The sequence below is a fragment of the Brevundimonas sp. Root1279 genome (genome assembly GCF_001425945.1).
Lineage (GTDB): Bacteria > Pseudomonadota > Alphaproteobacteria > Caulobacterales > Caulobacteraceae > Brevundimonas.
In genome coordinates this window covers 266,832-287,484 of sequence record NZ_LMEB01000007.1, presented here as the reverse complement: position 1 = coordinate 287,484, position 20,653 = coordinate 266,832, and the positions used below count along the sequence as shown (strand labels likewise).

Genomic DNA, 20,653 nt, shown 5'->3' with positions numbered 1-20,653 from the left:
TTCAAGCCAGGGGTCGTACGGGTTCCAGGCCGCGGCGGGCGGTTGCTGCTAACAGCCGCCCGCATCCGCACTCTACGACCATGCAGCCACACAAGGGGTCGACGGGGCGGTTGCGGTGCGACCCCTCATCCGACCTCGCTGCGCTCGGCCACCTTCTCCCGCAAGGGGAGAAGGAACATGTAACCCAATCACCCCGTCCCCAACCGCTCCGCCAGGAAGTCCACGAACACCCGCACCCGCGCCGGCGTATTGGCCCCGCCCACGAAGACGGCGTGGATCGCCTCGCGGTCGCCGGGATTGAACGGCTCCAGCACCTCGACCAGCCGCCCCGCCGCCACGTCCTCGACGACGTTGAAGCTGCCCACCCGCACGATCCCGACCCCCTCGCGGGCCAGTTGCACCAGGGTGTCGCCGTTGTTGGCCTCGACATTGCCGGTCACCGACAGGGCGTACTCGCGCCCAGCCCGCACGAACGGCCAGACCGGCTCGGCGCGTCGGAAGTTGAAGTTCAGGCAGTTGTGGCCGTGCAGGTCCTCCGGCGTCCGCGGCGTCCCCATCCGCGCCAGATAGGCCGGCGAGGCGACGATGCTGCGCCCGGTCTCGCCGACCTTGCGCGCCATCAGGCCGCTGTCGGCCAGCGGCCCGAAGCGGATCGCCACATCGGCCTGGCCGCCGGCGATGTCGGCGATGCCGTCGCTGAGGCTCAGGTCCACGAGAATGTGCGGATAGCGCGCCACGAACGGACCGATCAGGGGCGTGATGCACATCCGCCCGTGCGCCAGGGCCGCCGACACCCGCAGCCGCCCGCGCGGCGCCCCCTGGTCGGCGATGGCCCGCTCGACGTCGTCCAGGTCGGTCAGGATGCGCCGGGCCCCCTGCAGATAGGCCTGGCCCTCCGCCGTCAGGGTCAGGGCGCGCGTCGTCCGGATCACCAGCCGGACCCCCAGCCGGGCCTCGATCCGCGCCACCGCCCGGCTCACCGCCGAGGGTGTCAGCCCCAGCGTCCGTCCCGCCGCCGAAAAACTTCCGGCCTGTGCAATGGCGGCGAAGATCTCCATTTCCGCTGCCCGATCGACGCTCTCGCGCGCCATCTGTGCCTCCAGAGCAAAGATCCTTGACCGTCCCGAGACCTACACGAACCCGTCCGCCTCGGCCATCTGAGCGCGCTCCAGTTTCCCTCCCGAGGCCTGTCGTGAAGCTCAATCCTCCTCTCCTGGCCCTGGCCGCCGGCGCCTTCGGCATCGGCGTCACCGAGTTCGCCCCCATGGGCCTGCTCAATGTGATGGCGCAGGACCTCGACGTCTCCATTCCCGCCGCCGGCCTGCTGGTCAGCGCCTATGCGTTCGGCGTGGTGCTCGGCGCGCCGCTGATGACCCTGACCACCGGCCGGGTCCCGCGCCGCACCCTGCTCATCGGCCTGATGGCCATCTTCACCCTCGGCAACCTGCTGTCGGCGCTGTCGACCGGCTACGAGATGCTGCTGGTCTCGCGCCTGATCACCTCGCTGAACCATGGCGCCTTCTTCGGCGTCGGTTCGGTGGTGGCCGCGAGCCTGGTGGCCGAGAACCGCCGCGCCGCCGCCGTCGCCGCCATGTTCATGGGCCTGACCATCGCCAATGTCGTCGGCGTGCCCCTGGCCGCCTGGGCCGGCGAGGCGATCGGCTGGAGGACCGCCTTCTGGGGCGTCGCCGGCCTCGGGGTCGTGGCCATGATCGCCCTTCGCCTGACCCTGCCGCGCCTGCCGGTCCCGGCCGCCGCCCCCGGCGCGATCAAGGCGGAGTTCAAGGTGCTGGGCCGCGGCCCGGTGCTGTCGGCCCTGGCCCTGACCGTGCTCGGCTCCAGCGCCATGTTCACCGTCTTCACCTACATCGCCCCAATCCTCGAGCAGCAGACCCGCGCCTCGACCGCCTTCGTCACCGCCATGCTGGTCACCTATGGCCTGGGCCTGACGGTCGGGAACTGGGCCGGCGGCCGCGCCGCCGACAAGTCCGTCGACCGCACCCTGATCGTCACCCTGGCGGCCCTCGTCGTCCTCCTGCTCGCCTTCGCCGCCCTGATGCCCTTCGCGGCCGCGACCGCCGTGCTGGTCTTCCTCTGGGGCGTGGCCAGCTTCGCCCTGGTGCCGCCGCTGCAGATGCGGGTCATGGCCGCCGCCTCGGACGCCCCCAACCTGGCCTCGGCCATGAACATCGGAGCCTTCAACCTCGGCAATGCGCTGGGCGCAGCGCTCGGCGGCGCCGTCATCGCCGCCGGCCTCGGCCTGCCGGCGGTCTCCCTGGCCGGCGCCGCGACGGCGGCTTCCGGCCTGCTGCTGGTGCTGTGGCTGGCTCGTCCGCGGCGGAACCCGGGGGTCCTTCTCCCCTTGCGGGAGAAGGTGGCCGAGCGCAGCGAGGTCGGATGAGGGGTCGACGCGGCGGAGGGTTTTCAACCCCTCATCCGTCGGCCTTCGGCCGCCACCTTCTCCCGCAAGGGGAGAAGGGAGGCGGTCACGCCGCCTTCTTCGCCGACTTCTTCGCCGCCGGCTTCTTGGCGGTCGTCTTCGCCGGTGCCTTGGCGGGCGCCTTGCGCGCCGGGGCCTTGCGCTCGCTGCCGGCCGAGCCCTTCAGGCTGGCGCGCAGGGCGGCCATCAGGTCGACCACATTGGTGTCGTCCGGCTCGGGGGCCTCGACCAGGGTCTTGCCGCCCTTCTGCTTGGCCTTGATCAGTTCGCGCAGGGCCTCGTCATAGCGGTCCTTGAACTGGGTCGGGTCGAACTCGGCCGCCTTCTTGCCGATGATGCGGGCGGCGATGTCGACCATGTCCGGATCGGCCTTCACCGCCGGGATGTCGTCGAAATAGTCGTCGACGTCGCGCACCTCGTTGTGTGGCCGCAGGCTGTAGGCGATCAGCCCCTTGCCGTGCACCTCCAGCGCCAGTTGCCGCTCACGGCCGCGCAGCACGAGGCTGCCGATGGCGATCTTGCCCGCCTCCTTCATGGCCTCGCGGATGACCGCGAAGGCCTCGGCCCCGACGCCCTTCTCGGGCACCACATAGAAGGGGTCGTCCCAGTAGCGGCGGTCGATGTCGTCCTCGTCGACGAACTGGTCGATGTCGATGGTCCGGGTGCTCTCCAGCTTCACCTTCTCGAAGTCGGAGTCGTCCATCAGCACGTATTCGTCCTTCTCGACCTCGAACCCCTTCACCAGGTCCGAACGGTCGATCGGCCCCGTGTCCGGATCCGTCGCCACCATGCGGATGCGGTTGTGGGTTTCGGGATTGATCAGGTGGAAGCTGACGTGGCTCGCCGACGACGTCGCCGTGTAGAGCGCCACCGGGCATGTCACCAGCGACAGCTTCAGATGTCCCTGCCAGGTCGGTCTTGCGGCCATGATCGCCTCCTCACTCCGGCGTGGGCGCCGTAAAGCGGGAGTCGAACGCGCATCACGCCGGATTCGTTCAGGGCTCCTGCGGCGGCGCGTCCGGGGCCAGGGCGTCATGCAGGGCCAGGGCCAGGGTTTCGATGCCGTAGGGCTTGAGCAACAGGGCGAAGTCTTCGCCGGTCGCCGACGAGGCCGCCTCGCTGAAGCCCGTGGTCAGCAGGACCGGCAGCTCCGGGCGCCGTCGCCGCACCTCCTGCGCCAGGGCCAGGCCGTCCATGTCGCCCGGCATGACCATGTCCGAGAACATCATGTCGAACCGGCCGTCCGTCTCCAGCGCCCGCAGCGCCTCGGCGGCGTTGGCGGCGCGGACATGATCATAGCCGAGGTCGGTCAGCATGTGGCTGACGCCCGCCGCCACCGCGTCATCGTCCTCGACCAGCAGCAGCCGCCCGCTGCCCTTGATCGCATCCTTGCCGTCGGCGGCCGAGGCCCGCGGCGCCGCCTCCGGCAGCGCCTTGTCGCTGCGCGGCAGGCACAGGGTGAAGGTCGTGCCCTCGCCCTCGCGCGATTGGACGCTGACGTCGCCGCCGGACGAGCGGGCGAAGCCATAGACCTGCGACAGGCCCAGACCGGTGCCGCGCCCGACTTCCTTGGTGGTGAAGAAGGGTTCGAACACCCGCGAGGCGATCGTCTCCGACATGCCGGTGCCGGTGTCGCTGACCCGCAGCAGGACCATGTCCGCGCCGTCCCCCCTGGCAGGCTTGTTCTCGGCCGAGATGGTCAGCCGCCCGCCGCCGGGCATGGCGTCGCGGGCGTTCACCGCCAGGTTCAGCAGGGCCAGCTCCATCTCGCCTGGGTCCGCCTCGGTCAGCCACAGGCCGTCGGGCAGCTTCAACACCACCTCGATATCCTCGCGCAGCGACCGCTCCAGCAGGAAGCGCAGCCCCTCGATATGGGTCCGCAGGTCCAGCACCTCGGCGCGCAGCGGCGAACGGCGCGAGAAGGCCAGCAGTTGGCGGGTCAGCGCGGCGCCGCGCTCGACCGCCTGCCGCACCCCCTCGCTCAGCGTCTTGCGGCGCTTGACGTCGGTGGTCCGGTCCAGCAGCTCGATGCCGCTCGAGGCGACCATCAGCAGGTTGTTGAAGTCGTGGGCGATGCCGCCGGTCAGTCGGCCGATGGCCTCCATCTTCTGGCTCTGGCGGAGGGCCTCTTCGGCCTTCTCCCGCTCCAGCATCTGCTGCTGCAGCTGGGCGTTGGCGTCGGCCAGATCGCCGGCGCGCAGGGCCAGTTCGCGGTTGGCGCGACGCAGGGCCCCTTGCGTCACGGCCAGGACGATGACCACCAGCGCCGCCAGCCCCATGACCAGGATCAGCCCGGCGTAGCGGCTCATCCGCTGCGACGGCGGGGTATCGAGCAGGCGCAGCCGCGCCGTGCCCAGCTTCTGACCGGCCTGCTCCACTGGCCGCACGACGTTCAGCCGCCCGGCGTGGAAGACGGTGGCGTTGTCGACATGGGTGGTGATCTTGGGGATCGGCTCGCCGTCGCGGGCGAAGCTGGCGATGACATTGCCGTCGACGTCATAGACCGCCGCCGCCAGCACGTTCGGATTCACCTGCACCGCGTTGACGTAGTCCTGGGCGGCGGCCTTGTCGTCGAAGGCGAGGGCGCCGCTGACCGCCGAGGCCAGCAGGTCGGCCTGGGCGCCGGCCTCGCGGGCCATCTGGTCCTTGAGCGCCCGCTCGCCCTGCACGGCGATGGCGACGCTCGCGATGAGCAGCACCAGCAGGCAGGCCAGGGCCACGACCGGGAAGCGGCTGTCGCGAAGACGGGCGAGCATGGCCATCAGCCGCCTCTCACACTGAGCGCCAGGTTGAGCAGGCGCGAACTCATGGATAGGCCCGAACGCGACGCCTCGGCGAGGTCGATGTGGAACCGCACCCGTGCGTCGCTGACCACGAAATGGATCATGCCGCGTTCGGACGTCGCGTCGCTGTCGGTCACCACCAGCATGGGGGCGCGGCTTTCTGCAGCCGGGACCAGGGTCGTCCCGGTCTTGCCCACATAGAGGATATGGCAGCCCGCCGTCGCCTCCGGCGTGGTCGGACGGCGCACCGCCAGGGACCGGCCATGAGCCGTCTGCCCGCGCACGGCCCGGTCCAGCGCGCCCTGGAAGGGATCGCGACCGGCGATGCAGATGACCACCGGCGCTTCCGCCGTTTCAAAGGCCCGCGACGGCCAGCCGACGAAGGCGGCGAAGCGCACCAGGTAGTTGGCCTTGACCGAATATTCGAGCTCGGACGGAGTCGGCGCAGGACGCGCGACAGCTTCGCCCGGGAGCGTAAGCCCCCAGACCGCCATCACCATCCAAAGGACCGACCGCGAGCTCATCTCAGTAGCTCGCCCTCAGGGCCAGGAAGAGGCTGCGGCCGAACGCGCGGCGCCGCAGCGGGTCGCCGGTCTCGACGCGAAGGTCCTCGATCAGGTTCTGGCCGGTGACCGACAGCTCCAACTTGTCCGTGACCCGCCAGCCCAGCCGGACGTCGGCCTCGACATAGCCGTCGGTGTCGCTGGAGGTCAGCTTGTCGACGGCCCGCAGCCGCACGTCGAGGTCCAGCGTGTCCGTCAGGTCGTTCTGCGAGCGCAGGGTCAGCTGGTATTCGGGGTCGTCGCCGATCGAGACCAGGCCGCTGAGGTCGCGGCTGGTGACGTTGTCGTCGAACTCCTTGTCCAGGCTGCTGAACCCGGCGCTGACCCGCCAGGCGTTGGAGACGTCGTAGTTGCCCCAGGCCTCGACGCCCCAGATCTCGGCCTCGCCGAAATTGGTCAGCCGCAGCGGCAGGAAGGTCGCCGGATCGGGCGACACCGTCCTGAGCTCGTTGTAGACGTTGTAGAAGGTGTTGATCGAGAACGAGATTCTCGGCGTCGGGTTGGCGCGGTAGCCCAGCTCGTAGGCGATGACCTCTTCCGACTGGAAGTCGGCGCCGGTCAGGAAGCCGGGCAGGGTCAGGTCGCGCTCGATGCGGTTCGGCGTGCGGCTCGCCTGGCTGATCGCGCCCCACAGCAGGTCGCCGCCCGCGCGCCGCCAGGCCAGGCGGACGTTGGGCAGGAATTCCTGGCCCGAGAAGCTGTTGTCCTCGATCTTGGCCCCGATCGTCAGGGTCAGGCCGTGGTCCAGGGCGATCTGGTCCTGGACGTAGAGATTGGTCAGGGTCAGCGTCCGATCGGCCGGAACCAGGAAGGGCGAGTCCGGCGCGGCGGTGAATTTGGAATCGATTTCGCGGTGGCCCGCGCCGACCACGAACTGGTGCCGTCCCCATTCGAAGGCCTGCTGCGCCGACAGGTCCCAGGTGCGCGTGCTTTCGATGCTGTCGACCTCGTCGCGCTCGTACCAGTCGAGATAGGCCTGGACCTCCAGCTCGCCGCCGGCCAGCGGGCGGATCCAGCGGCTCAGCACATTGCCGCCCGCGACCCGCGTCTGCGTTCCCGAGAAGTCCTCGTTGATCGTGCCCTGGTTGTCGTAGGCCTCGCCCTGCAGGGTCAGCAGGTTCTCGCCCGCGACCCAGTCCAGCCGCCCGCCGCCGCGGAAGCCCTCGGCCGGGTCGGTGGCGTCGTCGCCCGACAGGGTGAAGCTCTCGTCCCGCATGAAGCCGGTCAGCCAGGCCCGCCACGCCGCCGTCTCGCCCAGGGTCCCGCCGTGGCGCAGGGCGAAGGTCGCGTCCTCGTTGCCCGCCCCGACCGTGACCAGGCCGCCCGTGGTGTCGGCCGCCGAGCGGGTGATGATGTTGATCACCCCGTTCATGGCGTTCGAGCCGTACAGCGCCCCGCCCGGCCCGCTGATCACCTCGATCCGCTCGACGTCCTCCAGCATCACGTCCTGGGCGTCCCAGAACACGCCCGAGCTCAGGGTTGAATAGACGCTGCGCCCGTCGATCAGGACCAGCAGCTTGTTGGCCGTCTCGAAACCGTTGAAGCCGCGCGCCGTGATCGCATAGTCGACGCTGTTGACGCGCTGCACGTTCAGGTTCGGCGCCAGGCGCAGCACCTCGGGCAGGCTCGTCGCGCCCGAGCGGCGGATGTCGTCGCGGCTGATGACATAGATGGCCGCCGCCGCGTCGGCGAGCGCCTCGGGCCGGCGCGACACCGAGGTCACCGGCACCTGCGACAGCTCCTCCAGCGACAGGCGCGACAGGTCGCCGTCCTGGCCCTCGTCCTGGGCGACCGGCGCGTGATCCTGATTGCGCACGACCGGGGGCGACCCCCCGGAGGCGGGCTCATCCGCGGCCTGGGCGATCCCCGGCAGCGCAAGGATGAGGGCGGCCGCAAACTCCGGCCGATGACGACGTATCAAGACTTCCCCCCGAAAGCTTCACCGATATGCGATCGGATGAAACGCCGAGCTTGCTGTTGAGTTGCCCGCCTGAAGACTGATTGCGACTGTACCGATCGGCCGCCGCGCGCGCCACCCTTGTAAGGCGAATCCGGACATCGAAGTCGCACTCCCTGTCGCCCCGGCGCCGCATTCGGGTTTCACCTGATAGGCGAGCGCGGCCTCACGAGGACAACCTGGACGCTTCAATTCCGGAGGGCCGTCATGCGCGTTTCCGTCAGCACGTCGTTTCTCGCCGCCGGCGCGGTCATCGCCGGCCTCGCCGCCGCCGCGGCGCCCGACGCCGCCCAGGCGTCCGAGGGCGGGGCCAGCTTCTACCTGCTCGGCTCGGGCGGCCCGGGCGTCGGCATGGTCCCGCCGCTCAAGGGGACCTATTTCGCCAACAGCCTCTACTACTACAGCGGCTCAGCCGGGGGCGATCGCCAGTTCCCCGTCGGCGGCAATGTCGTGCTCGACCTCGACGCCACCATCGTCGCCGACTTCGCCACCGTCCTGTGGGTGCCCTCGACCGACATCGCCGGCGCCACCTTGGCCGTCGGCCTGGTCATCCCCTTCGGCGAGCCCGACGTCACCGTCTCCGGCGTCGTCACCGGCCCCCTGGGCAACAGCGTCGGCGTCAGCCGCAGCGACAGCGCCTTCGTCTTCGGCGACCCGGTCGCCACCGCCATGCTCGGCTGGAGCGAGGGCAAGACCCACCTCAACGTCTCGGCCACGGTCAACATCCCGGTCGGCGACTACCGCGAGGACCAGCTCGCCAACCTGTCCTTCAACCGCTGGGCGGTCGACACCTCGGTCGCCGCCACCTGGCACGACCCCGACAGCGGCTGGGACGTCTCGGGCAAGGTCGGCGTCACCTTCAACGGCGAGAACGAGCACACCCAGTACGAGACCGGCACGGAGCTCCACGTCGAGGGCTCGGTCGAAAAGGCCTTCTCCAAGACCTTCTCCGCCGGCCTGCAGGCCTACCATTTCGACCAGCTGACCGGCGACAGCGGCCCCGGCTCCCGCCTCGGCCCCTTCAAGGGCCGCGTCACCGGCCTCGGCGCCACCGCCGCCTGGAATTTCGAAATGGCCCACCGCCCGGCCAGCCTCCGCCTCCGCGCCTTCAAGGAGTTCAACGTCGAGAACCGCCTCGAAGGCGAGAGCCTCTTCCTCGACTTCAGCATCCCCCTGGTCGTCCAGATGCCCCCGGGCGCCGGGGGCGGCTGACCTAGTCGAACGCCTCAGACCGCGACGTCTCCAGCGCCCCCAGCACCTCGCCGAACAGGCCCAGCGCCTCCCGGTCGTCCAACGCCTCGATATCCACCCGCGCCGTCAGCGCGTTCAACCGCCGCACCAACTCGCCGCAGTCCGCCCGCGCCCCCGGCGCCTCCTCCGTCACCCATTCGGCGATGGCGGCGATCTCGGCCAGCGCCTCCTGGTCGGTCATCTGGCCGTCGGGCAGCACCGCCACCGCCGCGATCTCCCCGATCTCCCGAAGGGCGCGGCGACAGGTCTGCGGATCACGCTGGCTCATGTCGGGTCCAACTCCCCAGCCCGCTGGCGGTTTCTCCCCGGCTCGGGAGGGCGGGGGGCGAAGGGGCCGCACCGACCCAGTTCCTCCCCCGCAGGGGGAGGGGGACCGCGAAGCGGTGGAGGGGGCTCTGACCCCAAGCACGAAACCTAGCAATCCCCCGGACGCGCCCAGCGCGTCCGTCACGCCCAGCCCCGCCCGCCCGATCCGGCGCGGGTCAAGGACAGGCCGTCCCGGCCTGCCGCGCCAGCGGCGCACAGCGTCCTTGAGGCGGGCCGGGGCGGGTGGCCCTTGAGCTTCCAATCGAGTTACGCGGTGCGTTTCAGCTGCGATTGGGCTTGGGTTCGAGGATTATTTTGTACCACTGGGCGTATTCATCGGAGGTTCGCTTCCATCCCTCATTGTCCCGCGACGCCAGCACTTGCAGCGCTTGTTCGTACCGGTCCTGGCTCATGCGATCGAGGTGGTGGATGACGTCGTCAACTGCATCGTCACGGCGCTTGGGGTATGGCGTCTTGATGCCGACGGCGATGTACAGCGCTTTGAGGTCATGGGTAGTCGGGAAGATCGCCCTTTCGTGCAGGGCGGTGCGAATCGGTTCGAGAACTGCCGCCCGTGCTTCGCCAATCGGATCGGCCACATGCGTTGGTGCGACTGGCTTGACGGTTGTCTTCGAGCGGCCCTTCGCCTTGGCGCGTGCTTTCGCCTTAACGGCCGCGCGCCCCGTGGCGAGCTCTGCGGCAGCGGTCTGGCTGAGATCTCGGATGGCTCCCGCGAGGGCGTGGCGATTGCCGCGCTCGATTTCCCCAATGACGGCGGCCCAATCCTGAAGATTGTACTTGAGGAACAGCGCCGCGATGTCTCGCACCAAGGCTTCGGACTTCTTGCTCACAGACCAATCCTTGACAGGAATTCCTTACCGACCTCACCGAGCTCGTCCTTGCGGACAGTTCGGGCGTTGTCCGTCCAGAAGATCGGCTTACCCTGACGCGCGCCCGCAGGGTAGCTGTCTGAATGGCTCAGCGCGTGGGTAAAGATTGGAAGGTCGTTCAGTTCTGCTTGATCGCGCACGAAACGACGCGCTCGATTGTGCTCAACGCGATCGCGAACGTCGTTGAAGAGGATGCCTGCTACGTCTGGAACTTTCTCATTCGAGTGCGTTTCGCCAAAGGCCTTTAGGGATTTCAGTAGTAGAGGCACGCCAATCGCAGATAGGTATTCTGGTTTGACGGGAACAACAATCCAGTCCGACGCGAGGTATGTCGCTGTTGATAGGATAGATTCTGTAGGTGCGCAGTCTATTAATATCAGGTCGTAGTCGTCGCGCACATTCTCTAGTGCATCACGCAGTACGTGTGCGCGCTCGGTTGCCAAGCGCATGTTCCATGCCAGTTCTAGGCTTGCCGGCACAAGGTGAAGGCAGGAGCCGTCATCCCATTCCTGTACTTTACGAATAAGCTTGCGAATGGGTGTTGGCGAGAATCCCGGCGCTGGAAAAAGCGCGTCGATCCGAGGTTCGCCTGATTCTAGTAGTTTTTGATATCGCTCGGCCCCCAATACGTATTGGCTGAGATTGAACTGCGGGTCGAGGTCCACTAACAAGACGCGCAGGTTGCGCATCACAGCGGCGTACCAGCCGACGTTGGCCGATACTGTTGATTTGCCTACGCCGCCCTTCATGTTCATTACGGCAGCTATCACGGCGGGTCGCGCGATATCGTCATTTTCTTCCCGGGCAACGGTATCCAGGTGGACATCGATCCCCTCAGACTCGGCCCAAGCTACGATGTCATCGAGCGCCCATATTGGGCCGCTTCGCAGTGTCTGGCGAGGTGACGGAAAATCCTCTTTGCGAGAGCGCCAGTTCGCCACGACCTGCTTGGATACGCCTAGGAGGTCAGCAATTTCAGCCAAGCCGACAAAGTTCAATTTCAACCTCGGTTCCGAGTTTCCTGCGCACATCACATAGCGCCGCATGAGGGCGGTGTACACAAAACAAGTTTTTTCTGAACGCCGTCAACAAGCGCGTTGACAGAGTCAACAAAGTCATATTTTTTACGGAGACGCACTCAACGGCGAAGCGACGAAGCGTGCGGCTCCGGCTTTCTTGGGGGCGCTAGGGTCAAGATATCAAAGGAGGAAAGGCGGCACCGACGGCCACAACGTCGATAGCAAAAAAGGCGGACCTAGGCCCGCCCTTCAAGTTAGACGCCTCCACTCACCCGCGATGCGGCCGAGGCAGAACGCCGAAGACGAAGCCGTCGAAACAACTCCATCCCTCACAAAAGCGGAGTAGACGGTCTTTTCTTTGGGTTCAAGGGCCGCGTCCTCTCGCCTAGAGGGCAACCACAATGAGCCTTTTGATAGCGACCGCCAGTACGGCGCTCGCGGCTTCAAGCGTGTCGATTTCCGACAGCTTCAAGTCGTTTCTGTCCAACATCGCCGTGAATAATCACGAGACCATCGAACTCCGTTATGGTGAGATCACCTGTGCGCTAAATCAGGAGTTCCGCGCTACTCAGTCTAAGACAGCCAACACTCTGCAGGTTGGATCCTATGGCCGGTGGACGGCTATTAAGGGCATTTCCGACCTGGACATGCTCTACATCATGCCCGTCAGCGCGTGGAATACATACAAGGATGGCGGCCAGTACAAGCTGCTCTCTAAGGTGTGTGAGGCAATCAAGGCGCGATATCCGAAAACGGACGTCCACGTCGATGGCCTCGTCGTTCGCGTGCTGTACGCCGACTTCCACATCGAGGTTCAGCCGGTTTTTGAGGAGTCGGACGGTAGCTTTACGTACCCCCATACTGCCAACGGTGGTTCCTGGAAGACGACCAAGCCGCGCCTCGAAATGAAGGCGATGACAGAATCCGAGCAGCAGAAAAATCGGAATCTGCGTCGGCTGTGCAAGATGGCCAGAGCCTGGAAAAACAAGCACGGCGTCGCCATGGGGGGACTTCTGATCGACACGCTGGCGCACAATTTCCTGAAGGCGACCTCGACCTACGACGAGACAAGCTACGCCGCCTATGACGAAATGGTCCGAGACTTCTTTGCGTTTCTGAAGGACGAACCGGAAAAGGACTACTACGCCGCCCTCGGAAGCGGTCAGCGCGTGAAGGTCAAGAAGAAGTTCCAGGCCAAGGCTAAGAAGGCTTTCGAACTTTGCGAAACGGCGATCGCCGCGCGGGGGCAGGCTGGTGCTCACAAGAAGTGGCGGAAGGTGTTCGGCAGAGCCTACCCTGCCCCGAACACCGAGATCGCTAAGGCTTTCAAGTCGGAAGGCGGTCACTTCGCCCGCGATACAGAGCAGTTCATTGAGGACCTGTTCCCCGTCGACATCCGCTATGACCTCCGCATCGACTGCGAAGTTTCCCAGAAGGGCTTCAGGACCATCCGCTTGCTGGAGATGTTGGCAAAACGGTTCCCGCTGCTCGTTAGCAAGGACCTGACTTTTGAGATCGTTCGAAACGATGTCCCTGATGGCCACATCATCTACTGGAAGGTGCTGAACCGTGGGCCAGAGGCTATCCGGAAAGACATCGTTCGCGGGCAGATCGTGCCGGACACCGGTCAGCGCCAGAGGAGCGAGACGACGAGCTTCCGCGGTGACCATGTTGTGGAATGCTATGCCGTACTTAATGGCGTGGTGGTGGCCACCGATCGCATCCACGTTCCGATCGAGACCTAACCCATGACCAAAGACGGCTTGCTAAAATCCATCGCCGAAACCGGCTACAATGTCGGTTTCGGCGCCAAGAAGCACTTCGCTACCTATGACATCGTCGAGAAGGCCCCCGGGTGGATCGGATTCATCTCGTTGGCTGTGGGAATCCTCAGCTTGGTGTTCGAAGGTTTGTCGGCGAAGTTGCCGTCTGCATGTCTCACCATCGCCGGAGTAGTCGCGCTCTACATCGCGTTCTACGACAGGGACAAAGGCAAGTACGAGCGAGCGGGTAAGGAAATGACGCAACTGTTCAACCAGCTGCGTGACCTTTATCGGCAGGTTCAAGCGGATGCCGACCTTAAAGTCAGCGCTGGTTCCCTAGGCCTGATCGAGGGTAGATTCTACGAAGTGGCCATCAGCAAGCAGATTCTGTTTTCGGACTGGTATGCTCACTACAAGTTCTTCGCGCAGCATCAGATCGAGTGGATCGACGAGCAGAAGCACTTTACGTGGCGAGACCAAGTTCCACTGTCCTTTAGGGCCTGCCTGATCGCTGTCGCTTTCCTAGTTGTAAGCGCTGTTGTAGTCGCAGGTATCTCCTATTGGAGAGCCTAATGCGCAGACAGGTACAGACACAAAAAAGGGCGGGCCTTCGGGCCCGCCCTTCCTGTCTCAGCCGCTAGTGCGGTCCGAACTCCCGGCCCCCGACCATCGGCAGGGAGCCACGTCCCGAGGCGACCCCCGGCTGTCGCCGGGACCCGCCTCGATCCGCTTAGAAGTCCATCCCGCCCATGCCGCCCATGCCGCCCATGTCGCCGCCGCCGGCGCCGCCGGCCGAGGCCTTCTTCGGCGCGTCGGCCACCGCGGCTTCGGTGGTGATCAGGATGCCGGCCACCGAGGCGGCGTCCTGCAGGGCGGTGCGGACCACCTTGGCGGGGTCGATGACGCCCATCTTGACCAGGTCGCCGTACTCTTCGGTCTGGGCGTTGAAGCCGAACGACTTGTCGGCGTTGTCCAGCACCTTGCCGACCACGATCGAGCCTTCGACGCCGGCGTTTTCCGAGATCTGACGGATCGGAGCCTGGATGGCGCGGCGGATGATGGCGATGCCGGCGGTCTGGTCGGCGTTGTCGCCCTTCAGGCCTTCGAGGGCCTTGGTGGCTTTCAGCAGGGCGATGCCGCCGCCCGGGACGATGCCTTCCTCGACGGCCGCGCGGGTGGCGTTGAGGGCGTCGTCGACGCGGTCCTTCTTCTCCTTGACCTCGACCTCGGTCGAGCCGCCGACGCGGATGACCGCGACGCCGCCGGCCAGCTTGGCCAGACGTTCCTGCAGCTTCTCCTTGTCGTAGTCCGAGGTCGTGGCTTCGATCTGGGTCTTGATCTGGCCGATGCGGGCCTCGATGGCCTCCTTCTCACCGACGCCGTCGACGATGGTGGTGTCGTCCTTGGTGATGGTGATCTTCTTGGCCTTGCCGAGCATGTCGAGGGTGACGTTCTCGAGCTTGATGCCGAGGTCTTCCGAGATGACCTGGCCGCCGGTCAGGATGGCGATGTCCTCCAGCATGGCCTTGCGGCGGTCGCCGAAGCCCGGGGCCTTGACGGCGGCGACGCGCAGGCCGCCGCGCAGCTTGTTGACCACCAGGGTGGCCAGGGCCTCGCCCTCGATGTCCTCGGCGATGATCACCAGCGGACGGCCCGACTGGACCACGGCTTCGAGGATCGGGAGCATGGCCTGCAGGCTCGACAGCTTCTTCTCGAACAGCAGGATGAGCGGCTCCTCGAGCTGGGCCTCCATCTTGTCGGCGTTGGTGATGAAGTAGGGCGACAGGTAGCCGCGGTCGAACTGCATGCCCTCGACGACGTCGAGTTCGGTTTCAGCGGTCTTGGCTTCCTCGACGGTGATGACGCCCTCGTTGCCGACCTTCTCCATGGCGCGGGCGATCATTTCGCCCACTTCCAGGTCGCCGTTGGCCGAGATGGTGCCGACCTGGGCGATCTCGGAGTTGTTCGAGACCTTCTTGGCCGAGGCCTTGATGTCGGCCAGGACGACGGCCACGGCCTTGTCGATGCCGCGCTTCAGGTCCATCGGGTTCATGCCGGCGGCGACCGACTTGAGGCCTTCCTGGACGATCGACTGGGCCAGGACGGTGGCGGTGGTGGTGCCGTCGCCCGCCTTGTCGTTCGTCTTCGAAGCGACTTCGCGGATCATCTGGGCGCCCATGTTCTCGAAGGCGTCTTCCAGCTCGATTTCCTTGGCCACCGAGACGCCGTCCTTGGTCGAGCGCGGGGCGCCGAAGGACTTCTGGATCACGACGTTGCGGCCCTTGGGACCGAGGGTCACCTTCACCGCATTGGCGAGGATGTTGACGCCGCGCAGCATCTTCTCGCGGGCGTCGGTAGAGAACTGAACTTGTTTGGCGGCCATGTGGCTGCTCCTAGTAGATTGTTGCTGGAAAGAAATTCAGACGCGGGTGCTTAGGACAGCACGCCCAGGACGTCCGATTCCTTCATGATGATCAGGTCTTCGCCTTCCAGCTTGACCTCGGTGCCGGACCACTTGCCGAACAGGATGCGGTCGCCGGCCTTCAGCTCCAGGGCGTTGACCTTGCCGGACTCGTCGCGCAGGCCCGGGCCGACGGCGACGACTTCGCCTTCCTGCGGCTTCTCCTTGGCGGTGTCGGGGATGATGATCCCGCCCTTGGTCTTGGATTCCTCTTCCACGCGCTTCACGAGCACGCGGTCGCCGAGCGGACGAAACGCCATCTGATGTATCTCCTTGAGAAAGTCGGGCCGCACCCGGTCGGGGCTGGCTTTGGCAGCCGCATCGCCCGAGTGCTAACGCGAGCGGCAGTTAGGCAGAGGGGGGCGGAGCGTCAAGGCGCGAGGTCGGTGATTTCCCAATGAACCGCCAATGAACGACCGCCAGCGGGGCCGTTCAGACGCGGGGGTCCATAAACGTCTCCACAACCGGCGCATCAGCGCGGCCGGGAAAGGAGACCGACCATGAAGACGCTTTCCAAGACCAGCCTCACCGCGACCGCCGTGGTCGGCGCCCTGGGCCTGATGGCCGCCACGCCGGCCGCCGCCCAGAACTATCGCGACCGCAATGACAACGACCAGGCCGAGAAGGCCATCCTCGGCGCCGTCGTCGGCGGCCTCGCCGGCGCCGTGCTCGGCAACGGCGACGGGACCTATATCGCCGGCGGCGCCCTCGCCGGCGCTGCGGTCGGCGCGGCTGCGGGCTCGAACAACGGCGACGACTGCAGCTACTATCGCGGCGGCCGCTGCTACCGGAACGAGGGCCACTGGGAGCGCGAGCACGGCATCAACAGCCGCGACTACAACAGCCGCTACCAGTACAACAGTGGCCAGTATGACGGCCGCCAGTACGGCTACGACAACAATCGCTACGTCGACGGCCGCACCTATCAGGGCCGCGGCTACTACCGGGACGGCCGCTTCTGGCGGAACCACGGCGAGTGGCGCAGCAGCCAGAACCGCAACCGCGACTATCGCTACGACCGTCGTTGGTAAGCCGATCACCTTCCGTCCGGCCGCTTGAGTAAGGCCGGACGTGCGGGCGAGGGAGGCGGGCTCCGGAAACGGGGCCCGTCTTCTTATTGCGGGGTCGTCAACGCGGCCGAGGTGTCCGCGCGCATCGCCACCGTCAGGGTGTAATCGACCTTCTGCGACCGCCGCGCCGCATTGCGCATCAGATAGATGCGGACGGTGTAGTCGCCCCCCGTCGCCAACACCTCGCTGAAGCGGTTGCCCGTCACCGAGCCGACGAACATCGCCTCGCTGGCGTCCGGCCCGGTGACGTTGAAGTAGGCCGTCGAGGTGTTGGTCTGCAGATTGACCGTCAGCCGTTCGCCGGCTTCTCCCGGAATGACGTAGTCGACCGTTTCATAGCCCGTGATCGTCCCGGTCACCGTGGCCGACCCGGCCCCCTCGGCGAAGGCCACCCGCTCCGAGCGCGTCGGCGCCGCGGGGTCCTGGGCGATGGCGGGAAAGGCGAGGGCGGCGAGCGCCGCGATCACCAGTGTGGGTCTGAACATCGGCGCCTCCGAATGGATGAGCGCCCCTCCGATGACCAAGCATAGCACTTCGCCCCACCTCTCCCAATGGGAGAGGGCTTGAGCGCACGGCGGCGCAGCCGTCGTCCTTGCGCGAAAGGGTGAGGGTCGCCGCAGTCGGCGTAAGCCGCATTCCGCGACAGGCAGTGCTCCCCGGCCCAGCCGGGCATCAGTCTGAAGCTGGCTGGTTCATCACGAAGGACACGAAGATCTCACGAAGGGCGCAAAGCGACCGAGGGCCTCCAAGCCCCTTCGTGTCCTTGGTGTCCCCTTCGTGTCCTTCGTGACGAACCAGCTTGGGTTCCGCTTCGCTGAAGGGCGATCCTAGCCGCGCTCGGACTTCACACCATCAACCGCTTCAGCAACTCCGCCGTCGACGGGTCCAGACCGGCGCTCGGTTCGCCCGCCGCAACGTCCTTCAGGATCGCCTTGGCCAGCACCTTGCCCAGCTCGACGCCCCACTGGTCGAAGCTGTTGATGTCCCAGATGACGCCCTCGACGAAGGTCTTGTGCTCGTACAGGGCCAGCAGGGCGCCGACCGCCTCGGGGGTCAGGGCGTCCATCAGCAGGGTGGTCGAGGGCCGGTCGCCCGGGAAGGTCTTGTGCGGGGCCAGCCGGTCGGCCTCGGCCTCGTCCGCGCCCGCCGCGATCAGCTCGGCGCGGGCTTCCTTTTCGGACTTGCCGACCATCAGGGCCTGGGCCTGGGCCAGGGCGTTGGACCACAGCGGGGCGTCGCCCTCGCGGTCGTCCATGGCGGCTTCGGAGGTGTGGCCGACCACCACGAACTCGGCCGGGACCACCATCGGGCCCTGGTGGATCTGCTGGAAGAAGGCGTGCTGGCCGTTGGTGCCCGGCTCGCCGAACACGATCGGGCCGGTGGCGGTGTCGACCGGCTTGCCGTCGCGCTTCACCCGCTTTCCGTTCGATTCCATCTCCAGCTGCTGCAGGAAGGCCGGCAGGCGGCGCAGGCCGTGCGCATAGGGGGCGACGGTGCGCGCCGGGCGGTTGAGGCCCTCGACGTTGAACACCTGCGCCAGCGCCATCAGCACCGGGGCGTTCTTCTCCAGGTCGGCCTGGAGGAAATGCTCGTCCATGGCCCGGGCGCCGTCCAGAACCCGCTCGAACACGTCCCAGCCCAGGGCGACGGCCACCGACAGGCTCACCGCCGACCACAGGGAATAGCGGCCGCCGACCCAGTCGCGGAAGCCGAAGGTGCGACCGCAGCCCCATTCCTTGGCCTTGTCCGGGGCGGCGGTGACGCCGACCAGGTGCTTGACCATGCGCCGCGGCGACAGGCTCTCGGCCAGCCAGGCCTTGGCCAGATCGGCGTTGGCCAACGTCTCCTGGGTGGTGAAGGTCTTGGACACCACCACCACCAGTGTGGTCTCGGGGTCCAGCCCGGCCAGGGCCTCGGCCATGTCGCGCGGGTCGATATTGGCCACGAAGCGCAGATCGATGGTCGGCTCCAGCGGGCGCAGCGCGTCCCACAGCAGGCGCGGGCCCAGGTCGGAGCCGCCGATGCCGATGTGCACGATGGCCGTGAAGGGTTGTTTGCTGCCGCCGGTCTCGGCGCCCGAGCCGATGTCGACGGCGTAGCGGGCCAGTTCGGCCCGGGTCGAGGTCACCTCCTTGGACACGGCCTCGCCGAGCGCATGGAAGTCGGCGTCGTCGGCGGCGCGCAGGGCCGGGTGCAGGACCGCGCGGCCTTCGGTGTTGTTGACCGCCTCGCCTGCAAACAGGGCGTTGCGCCGGCCCTCGACGTCGCAGGTCCGCGCCAGGTCCAGCGCCGCCTCGAAGCCCTCGGCGCTCCACGACTGCTTGGACAGGTCGACATACAGGCCGGCCGCCTCAACCCCCATCCGCTCGGTTCGGCGCGGATCGGTGGCGAATTGGTGCACGATACGGGCCCCGGCGTCCTTCTTCGCCACGGCGCGAAGCATGGTCAGGGCCTGGGTGCGGGCGGTCATGGGCGATCTCGGGAGGGGAGGGGGTGAACCCCTCGTTTACGGGTGGGGCGTAAGCCGGTTCAACACCCGAATCCGGGATTCGGAACAGAAATCATTTCGTCCGAGAGGTTCTCCATGTCCTGCGGCGTCGCCCTGGCTGTCTCGCTCCTGCTCTCCGACCCCAACGTGGCCCTCGCCGCGGCCCAGCCGGCCGCCGTCGCCGAGGCGCCGGTCTCCGTCGCGGGCGAGCCCCTGTTCGCCGACATCGTCGCCCGCTCGGGCGTCCTTCACGGCGAAGTCCAGGGCTGGATGGCCTCCGGCGCCGCCGACGCCCCCGGCTTCCTCACCGGCGAGGCCTTCACCGCTTTCAAGGCCCGCACCGTGGCCCTCGCCGACCTCGACATGCAGGGCCACCTCATCCTCAAGGACCGCGGCACGGACGGGGACCTCAAATGCATCCTGCGCGGCATCGCCGAGGACATGCCCAAGAAGGTCGCCGCCGTCGAAACCGCCCCCAACCCCGCCGAACGCCGCGTCGCCCTCGACGAGCTGGCCTACCTCCTCAACGACAACGTCGAAGTGATCACGGCTCCCCCGCAGCCGGAGGTCTAGGGCTCGCGCACTCGGACCGCACTCCAACCGTCACCCTCGGGCTTGACCCGAGGGCCAGACGGTCCGGTGCTCCGTCACAGGTGATGTTCCGCTCGCGGAGGGCCGTCTCCCGTCACCGCAGCGCACGACATCCTATCCTCGGGTCAAGCCCGAGGATGACGTTCCTGAAAAGCGGGTTGAACGGAGAGAGGGGCGCGATATCCCGGCGAAGCCGGGCATCGGGACGAATGGCTAGTTCGTCACAAAGGCCACCAAGATCACACAAAGGGCACGAAGCGATCCAGCTCGGCCCCCTCTGTGTTCTTCGTGCTCCCTTCGTGTCCTTCGTGACGAACCTGCTCAGGTTCCCGCTTCGCGGAAGGGTGAAGGTGACCGAGCGGGGCTCAGGTCCCCACCGTCTCCGGATACTTCACCGAGCACCCGTACGACGGCGCGAAGGCCGTCCGCACCGCCCGACCCGCCTTCATGTCCGCCAGCGCCGCCTGGACGTAGTTGTTCGCCCCTTCCAGGTCCTCGACCTTGCTGGTGGGCCGGTCGTCGATCCCGCCGACGTAGACCAGCTGGCCCTCCGGATTGATCACCCGCATGTCCGGCGTCGTCTTGGCCCCGTACAGCTTGCCGACCTGGCCCGTCGGATCGAGCAGCAGGTGGGTGGCGGCGCCCTTGGTGCGGTCGCGCCACTGCCGGGCCGCCTCGCCCTCGACATGCCCCTGCGTGCCCGGGGCCGAGGAGATGATCGACAGCCACACCACGCCGTCGGCCACCGCCGCGCGCTGCAGCGCCTGCATGGCCCCGGAATAGTGTTTCTTCACATAGGGGCAGCCCTCGTTGGTCCACTCCAGCACGACGGTCTTGCCGCGGAAGTCGGCCAGCGACCGCTGCACGCCCTGGGCGTCGACCAGGGTGAAGGCCGGGGCGGCCTGGCCGGCCATGGGCATGGCGGCCGAGGTCGGCGTCACGGCCGCGGTCGCCTCGGCCTTGGCCGCCGCCGCCGGGGCTTCGGGAGAGGTCGACTGCTGCTGGCAGGCCCCCAGCGCCAGGACGGCGAGGGCGACGGCGGGGAGGGCGAAGCGAGCGGTCATGGCGGCC

19 protein-coding genes are annotated in these 20,653 nt (G+C 67.1%); 6 read left to right on the top strand and 13 right to left on the bottom strand.

Annotated features, from left to right (window positions below):
* Window positions 1-188: 188 nt before the first annotated feature.
* On the bottom strand, window positions 189-1,091 hold the full coding sequence (locus ASC65_RS12160) for a LysR family transcriptional regulator (RefSeq protein ID WP_200939834.1): 903 nt from the start codon (window positions 1,089-1,091) through the stop codon (window positions 189-191).
* A 101-nt stretch (window positions 1,092-1,192) separates the two neighbouring features.
* Between ASC65_RS12160 and ASC65_RS12155 the strand changes: the two genes are divergently transcribed.
* Window positions 1,193-2,401, top strand: a complete 1,209-nt coding sequence (locus tag ASC65_RS12155; protein WP_056453486.1) for an MFS transporter — start codon at window positions 1,193-1,195, stop codon at window positions 2,399-2,401.
* Between the two features lie 85 nt (window positions 2,402-2,486).
* Here ASC65_RS12155 and ku read toward each other — a convergent pair whose 3' ends face one another.
* The 4 genes from ku to ASC65_RS12135 form a co-directional block, all read right to left on the bottom strand.
* Window positions 2,487-3,368, bottom strand: a complete 882-nt coding sequence (ku, locus tag ASC65_RS12150; protein WP_056453482.1) for a non-homologous end joining protein Ku — start codon at window positions 3,366-3,368, stop codon at window positions 2,487-2,489.
* A gap of 67 nt (window positions 3,369-3,435) precedes the next feature.
* On the bottom strand, window positions 3,436-5,202 hold the full coding sequence (locus tag ASC65_RS12145) for an ATP-binding protein (RefSeq protein ID WP_156459650.1): 1,767 nt from the start codon (window positions 5,200-5,202) through the stop codon (window positions 3,436-3,438).
* Complete coding sequence (locus ASC65_RS12140; RefSeq protein ID WP_162245674.1) at window positions 5,202-5,717, bottom strand: YfiR family protein; 516 nt, start codon at window positions 5,715-5,717, stop codon at window positions 5,202-5,204. The genes ASC65_RS12145 and ASC65_RS12140 overlap by 1 nt, the downstream gene beginning before the upstream one ends.
* 31 nt (window positions 5,718-5,748) lie before the next feature.
* A complete protein-coding gene (locus ASC65_RS12135; RefSeq protein ID WP_082526025.1) occupies window positions 5,749-7,707 on the bottom strand; it encodes a TonB-dependent receptor plug domain-containing protein in 1,959 nt (652 codons plus the stop codon).
* A gap of 243 nt (window positions 7,708-7,950) precedes the next feature.
* Here ASC65_RS12135 and ASC65_RS12130 point away from each other — a divergent pair, with 243 nt between their 5' ends.
* Window positions 7,951-8,955: a SphA family protein gene (locus ASC65_RS12130; RefSeq protein ID WP_056453474.1), complete on the top strand. Its 1,005-nt coding sequence runs from the start codon at window positions 7,951-7,953 to the stop codon at window positions 8,953-8,955.
* A gap of 1 nt (window position 8,956) precedes the next feature.
* Here the strand turns inward: ASC65_RS12130 and ASC65_RS12125 are convergent, their stop codons facing one another.
* The 3 genes from ASC65_RS12125 to ASC65_RS16790 form a co-directional block, all read right to left on the bottom strand.
* Window positions 8,957-9,262, bottom strand: coding sequence for a hypothetical protein (locus tag ASC65_RS12125; RefSeq protein ID WP_056453472.1), 306 nt, complete (start codon window positions 9,260-9,262; stop codon window positions 8,957-8,959).
* Between the two features lie 319 nt (window positions 9,263-9,581).
* A complete protein-coding gene (locus ASC65_RS12120) occupies window positions 9,582-10,151 on the bottom strand; it encodes a hypothetical protein (RefSeq protein WP_056453469.1) in 570 nt (189 codons plus the stop codon).
* Complete coding sequence (locus ASC65_RS16790; RefSeq protein ID WP_162245673.1) at window positions 10,148-11,173, bottom strand: ParA family protein; 1,026 nt, start codon at window positions 11,171-11,173, stop codon at window positions 10,148-10,150. The genes ASC65_RS12120 and ASC65_RS16790 overlap by 4 nt, the downstream gene beginning before the upstream one ends.
* A 485-nt stretch (window positions 11,174-11,658) precedes the next feature.
* On the opposite strand from ASC65_RS16790, the gene ASC65_RS12115 reads away from it, so the two are divergent.
* Window positions 11,659-12,954: an SMODS domain-containing nucleotidyltransferase gene (locus ASC65_RS12115; RefSeq protein ID WP_056453553.1), complete on the top strand. Its 1,296-nt coding sequence runs from the start codon at window positions 11,659-11,661 to the stop codon at window positions 12,952-12,954.
* Between the two features lie 3 nt (window positions 12,955-12,957).
* The gene (locus tag ASC65_RS12110) at window positions 12,958-13,545 is read left to right on the top strand and encodes an SLATT domain-containing protein (protein WP_056453466.1); all 588 of its coding nucleotides are present in this window, start codon (window positions 12,958-12,960) and stop codon (window positions 13,543-13,545) included.
* Between the two features lie 157 nt (window positions 13,546-13,702).
* On the opposite strand, the gene groL is transcribed toward ASC65_RS12110, so the two are convergent.
* Together groL and groES are read right to left on the bottom strand one after the other, a co-directional pair.
* Window positions 13,703-15,355 carry a chaperonin GroEL gene (gene groL / locus ASC65_RS12105; protein ID WP_056453462.1) on the bottom strand — a complete coding sequence of 551 codons (1,653 nt, stop codon included), beginning with the start codon at window positions 15,353-15,355 and terminating at the stop codon, window positions 13,703-13,705.
* Window positions 15,356-15,405: 50 nt separating this feature from the next.
* Window positions 15,406-15,693 (bottom strand): co-chaperone GroES, encoded by a 288-nt coding sequence (gene groES, locus ASC65_RS12100; protein WP_056453459.1) that lies wholly within the window; start codon window positions 15,691-15,693, stop codon window positions 15,406-15,408.
* Between the two features lie 240 nt (window positions 15,694-15,933).
* On the opposite strand from groES, the gene ASC65_RS12095 reads away from it, so the two are divergent.
* The gene (locus tag ASC65_RS12095) at window positions 15,934-16,464 is read left to right on the top strand and encodes a hypothetical protein (RefSeq protein WP_056453456.1); all 531 of its coding nucleotides are present in this window, start codon (window positions 15,934-15,936) and stop codon (window positions 16,462-16,464) included.
* An 83-nt stretch (window positions 16,465-16,547) separates the two neighbouring features.
* Here ASC65_RS12095 and ASC65_RS12090 read toward each other — a convergent pair whose 3' ends face one another.
* Entirely contained in the window at window positions 16,548-16,988 is a 441-nt protein-coding gene (locus ASC65_RS12090; RefSeq protein ID WP_056453455.1) for a hypothetical protein, read from the bottom strand.
* A 359-nt stretch (window positions 16,989-17,347) separates the two neighbouring features.
* Window positions 17,348-18,973 carry a glucose-6-phosphate isomerase gene (pgi, locus tag ASC65_RS12085; RefSeq protein ID WP_056453454.1) on the bottom strand — a complete coding sequence of 542 codons (1,626 nt, stop codon included), beginning with the start codon at window positions 18,971-18,973 and terminating at the stop codon, window positions 17,348-17,350.
* Window positions 18,974-19,087: 114 nt separating this feature from the next.
* Here pgi and ASC65_RS12080 point away from each other — a divergent pair, with 114 nt between their 5' ends.
* A complete protein-coding gene (locus tag ASC65_RS12080) occupies window positions 19,088-19,564 on the top strand; it encodes a hypothetical protein (protein ID WP_056453453.1) in 477 nt (158 codons plus the stop codon).
* Window positions 19,565-19,947: 383 nt separating this feature from the next.
* On the opposite strand, the gene ASC65_RS12075 is transcribed toward ASC65_RS12080, so the two are convergent.
* The gene (locus ASC65_RS12075) at window positions 19,948-20,646 is read right to left on the bottom strand and encodes a thioredoxin family protein (protein WP_082526023.1); all 699 of its coding nucleotides are present in this window, start codon (window positions 20,644-20,646) and stop codon (window positions 19,948-19,950) included.
* Between the last annotated feature and the right edge of the window lie 7 nt (window positions 20,647-20,653).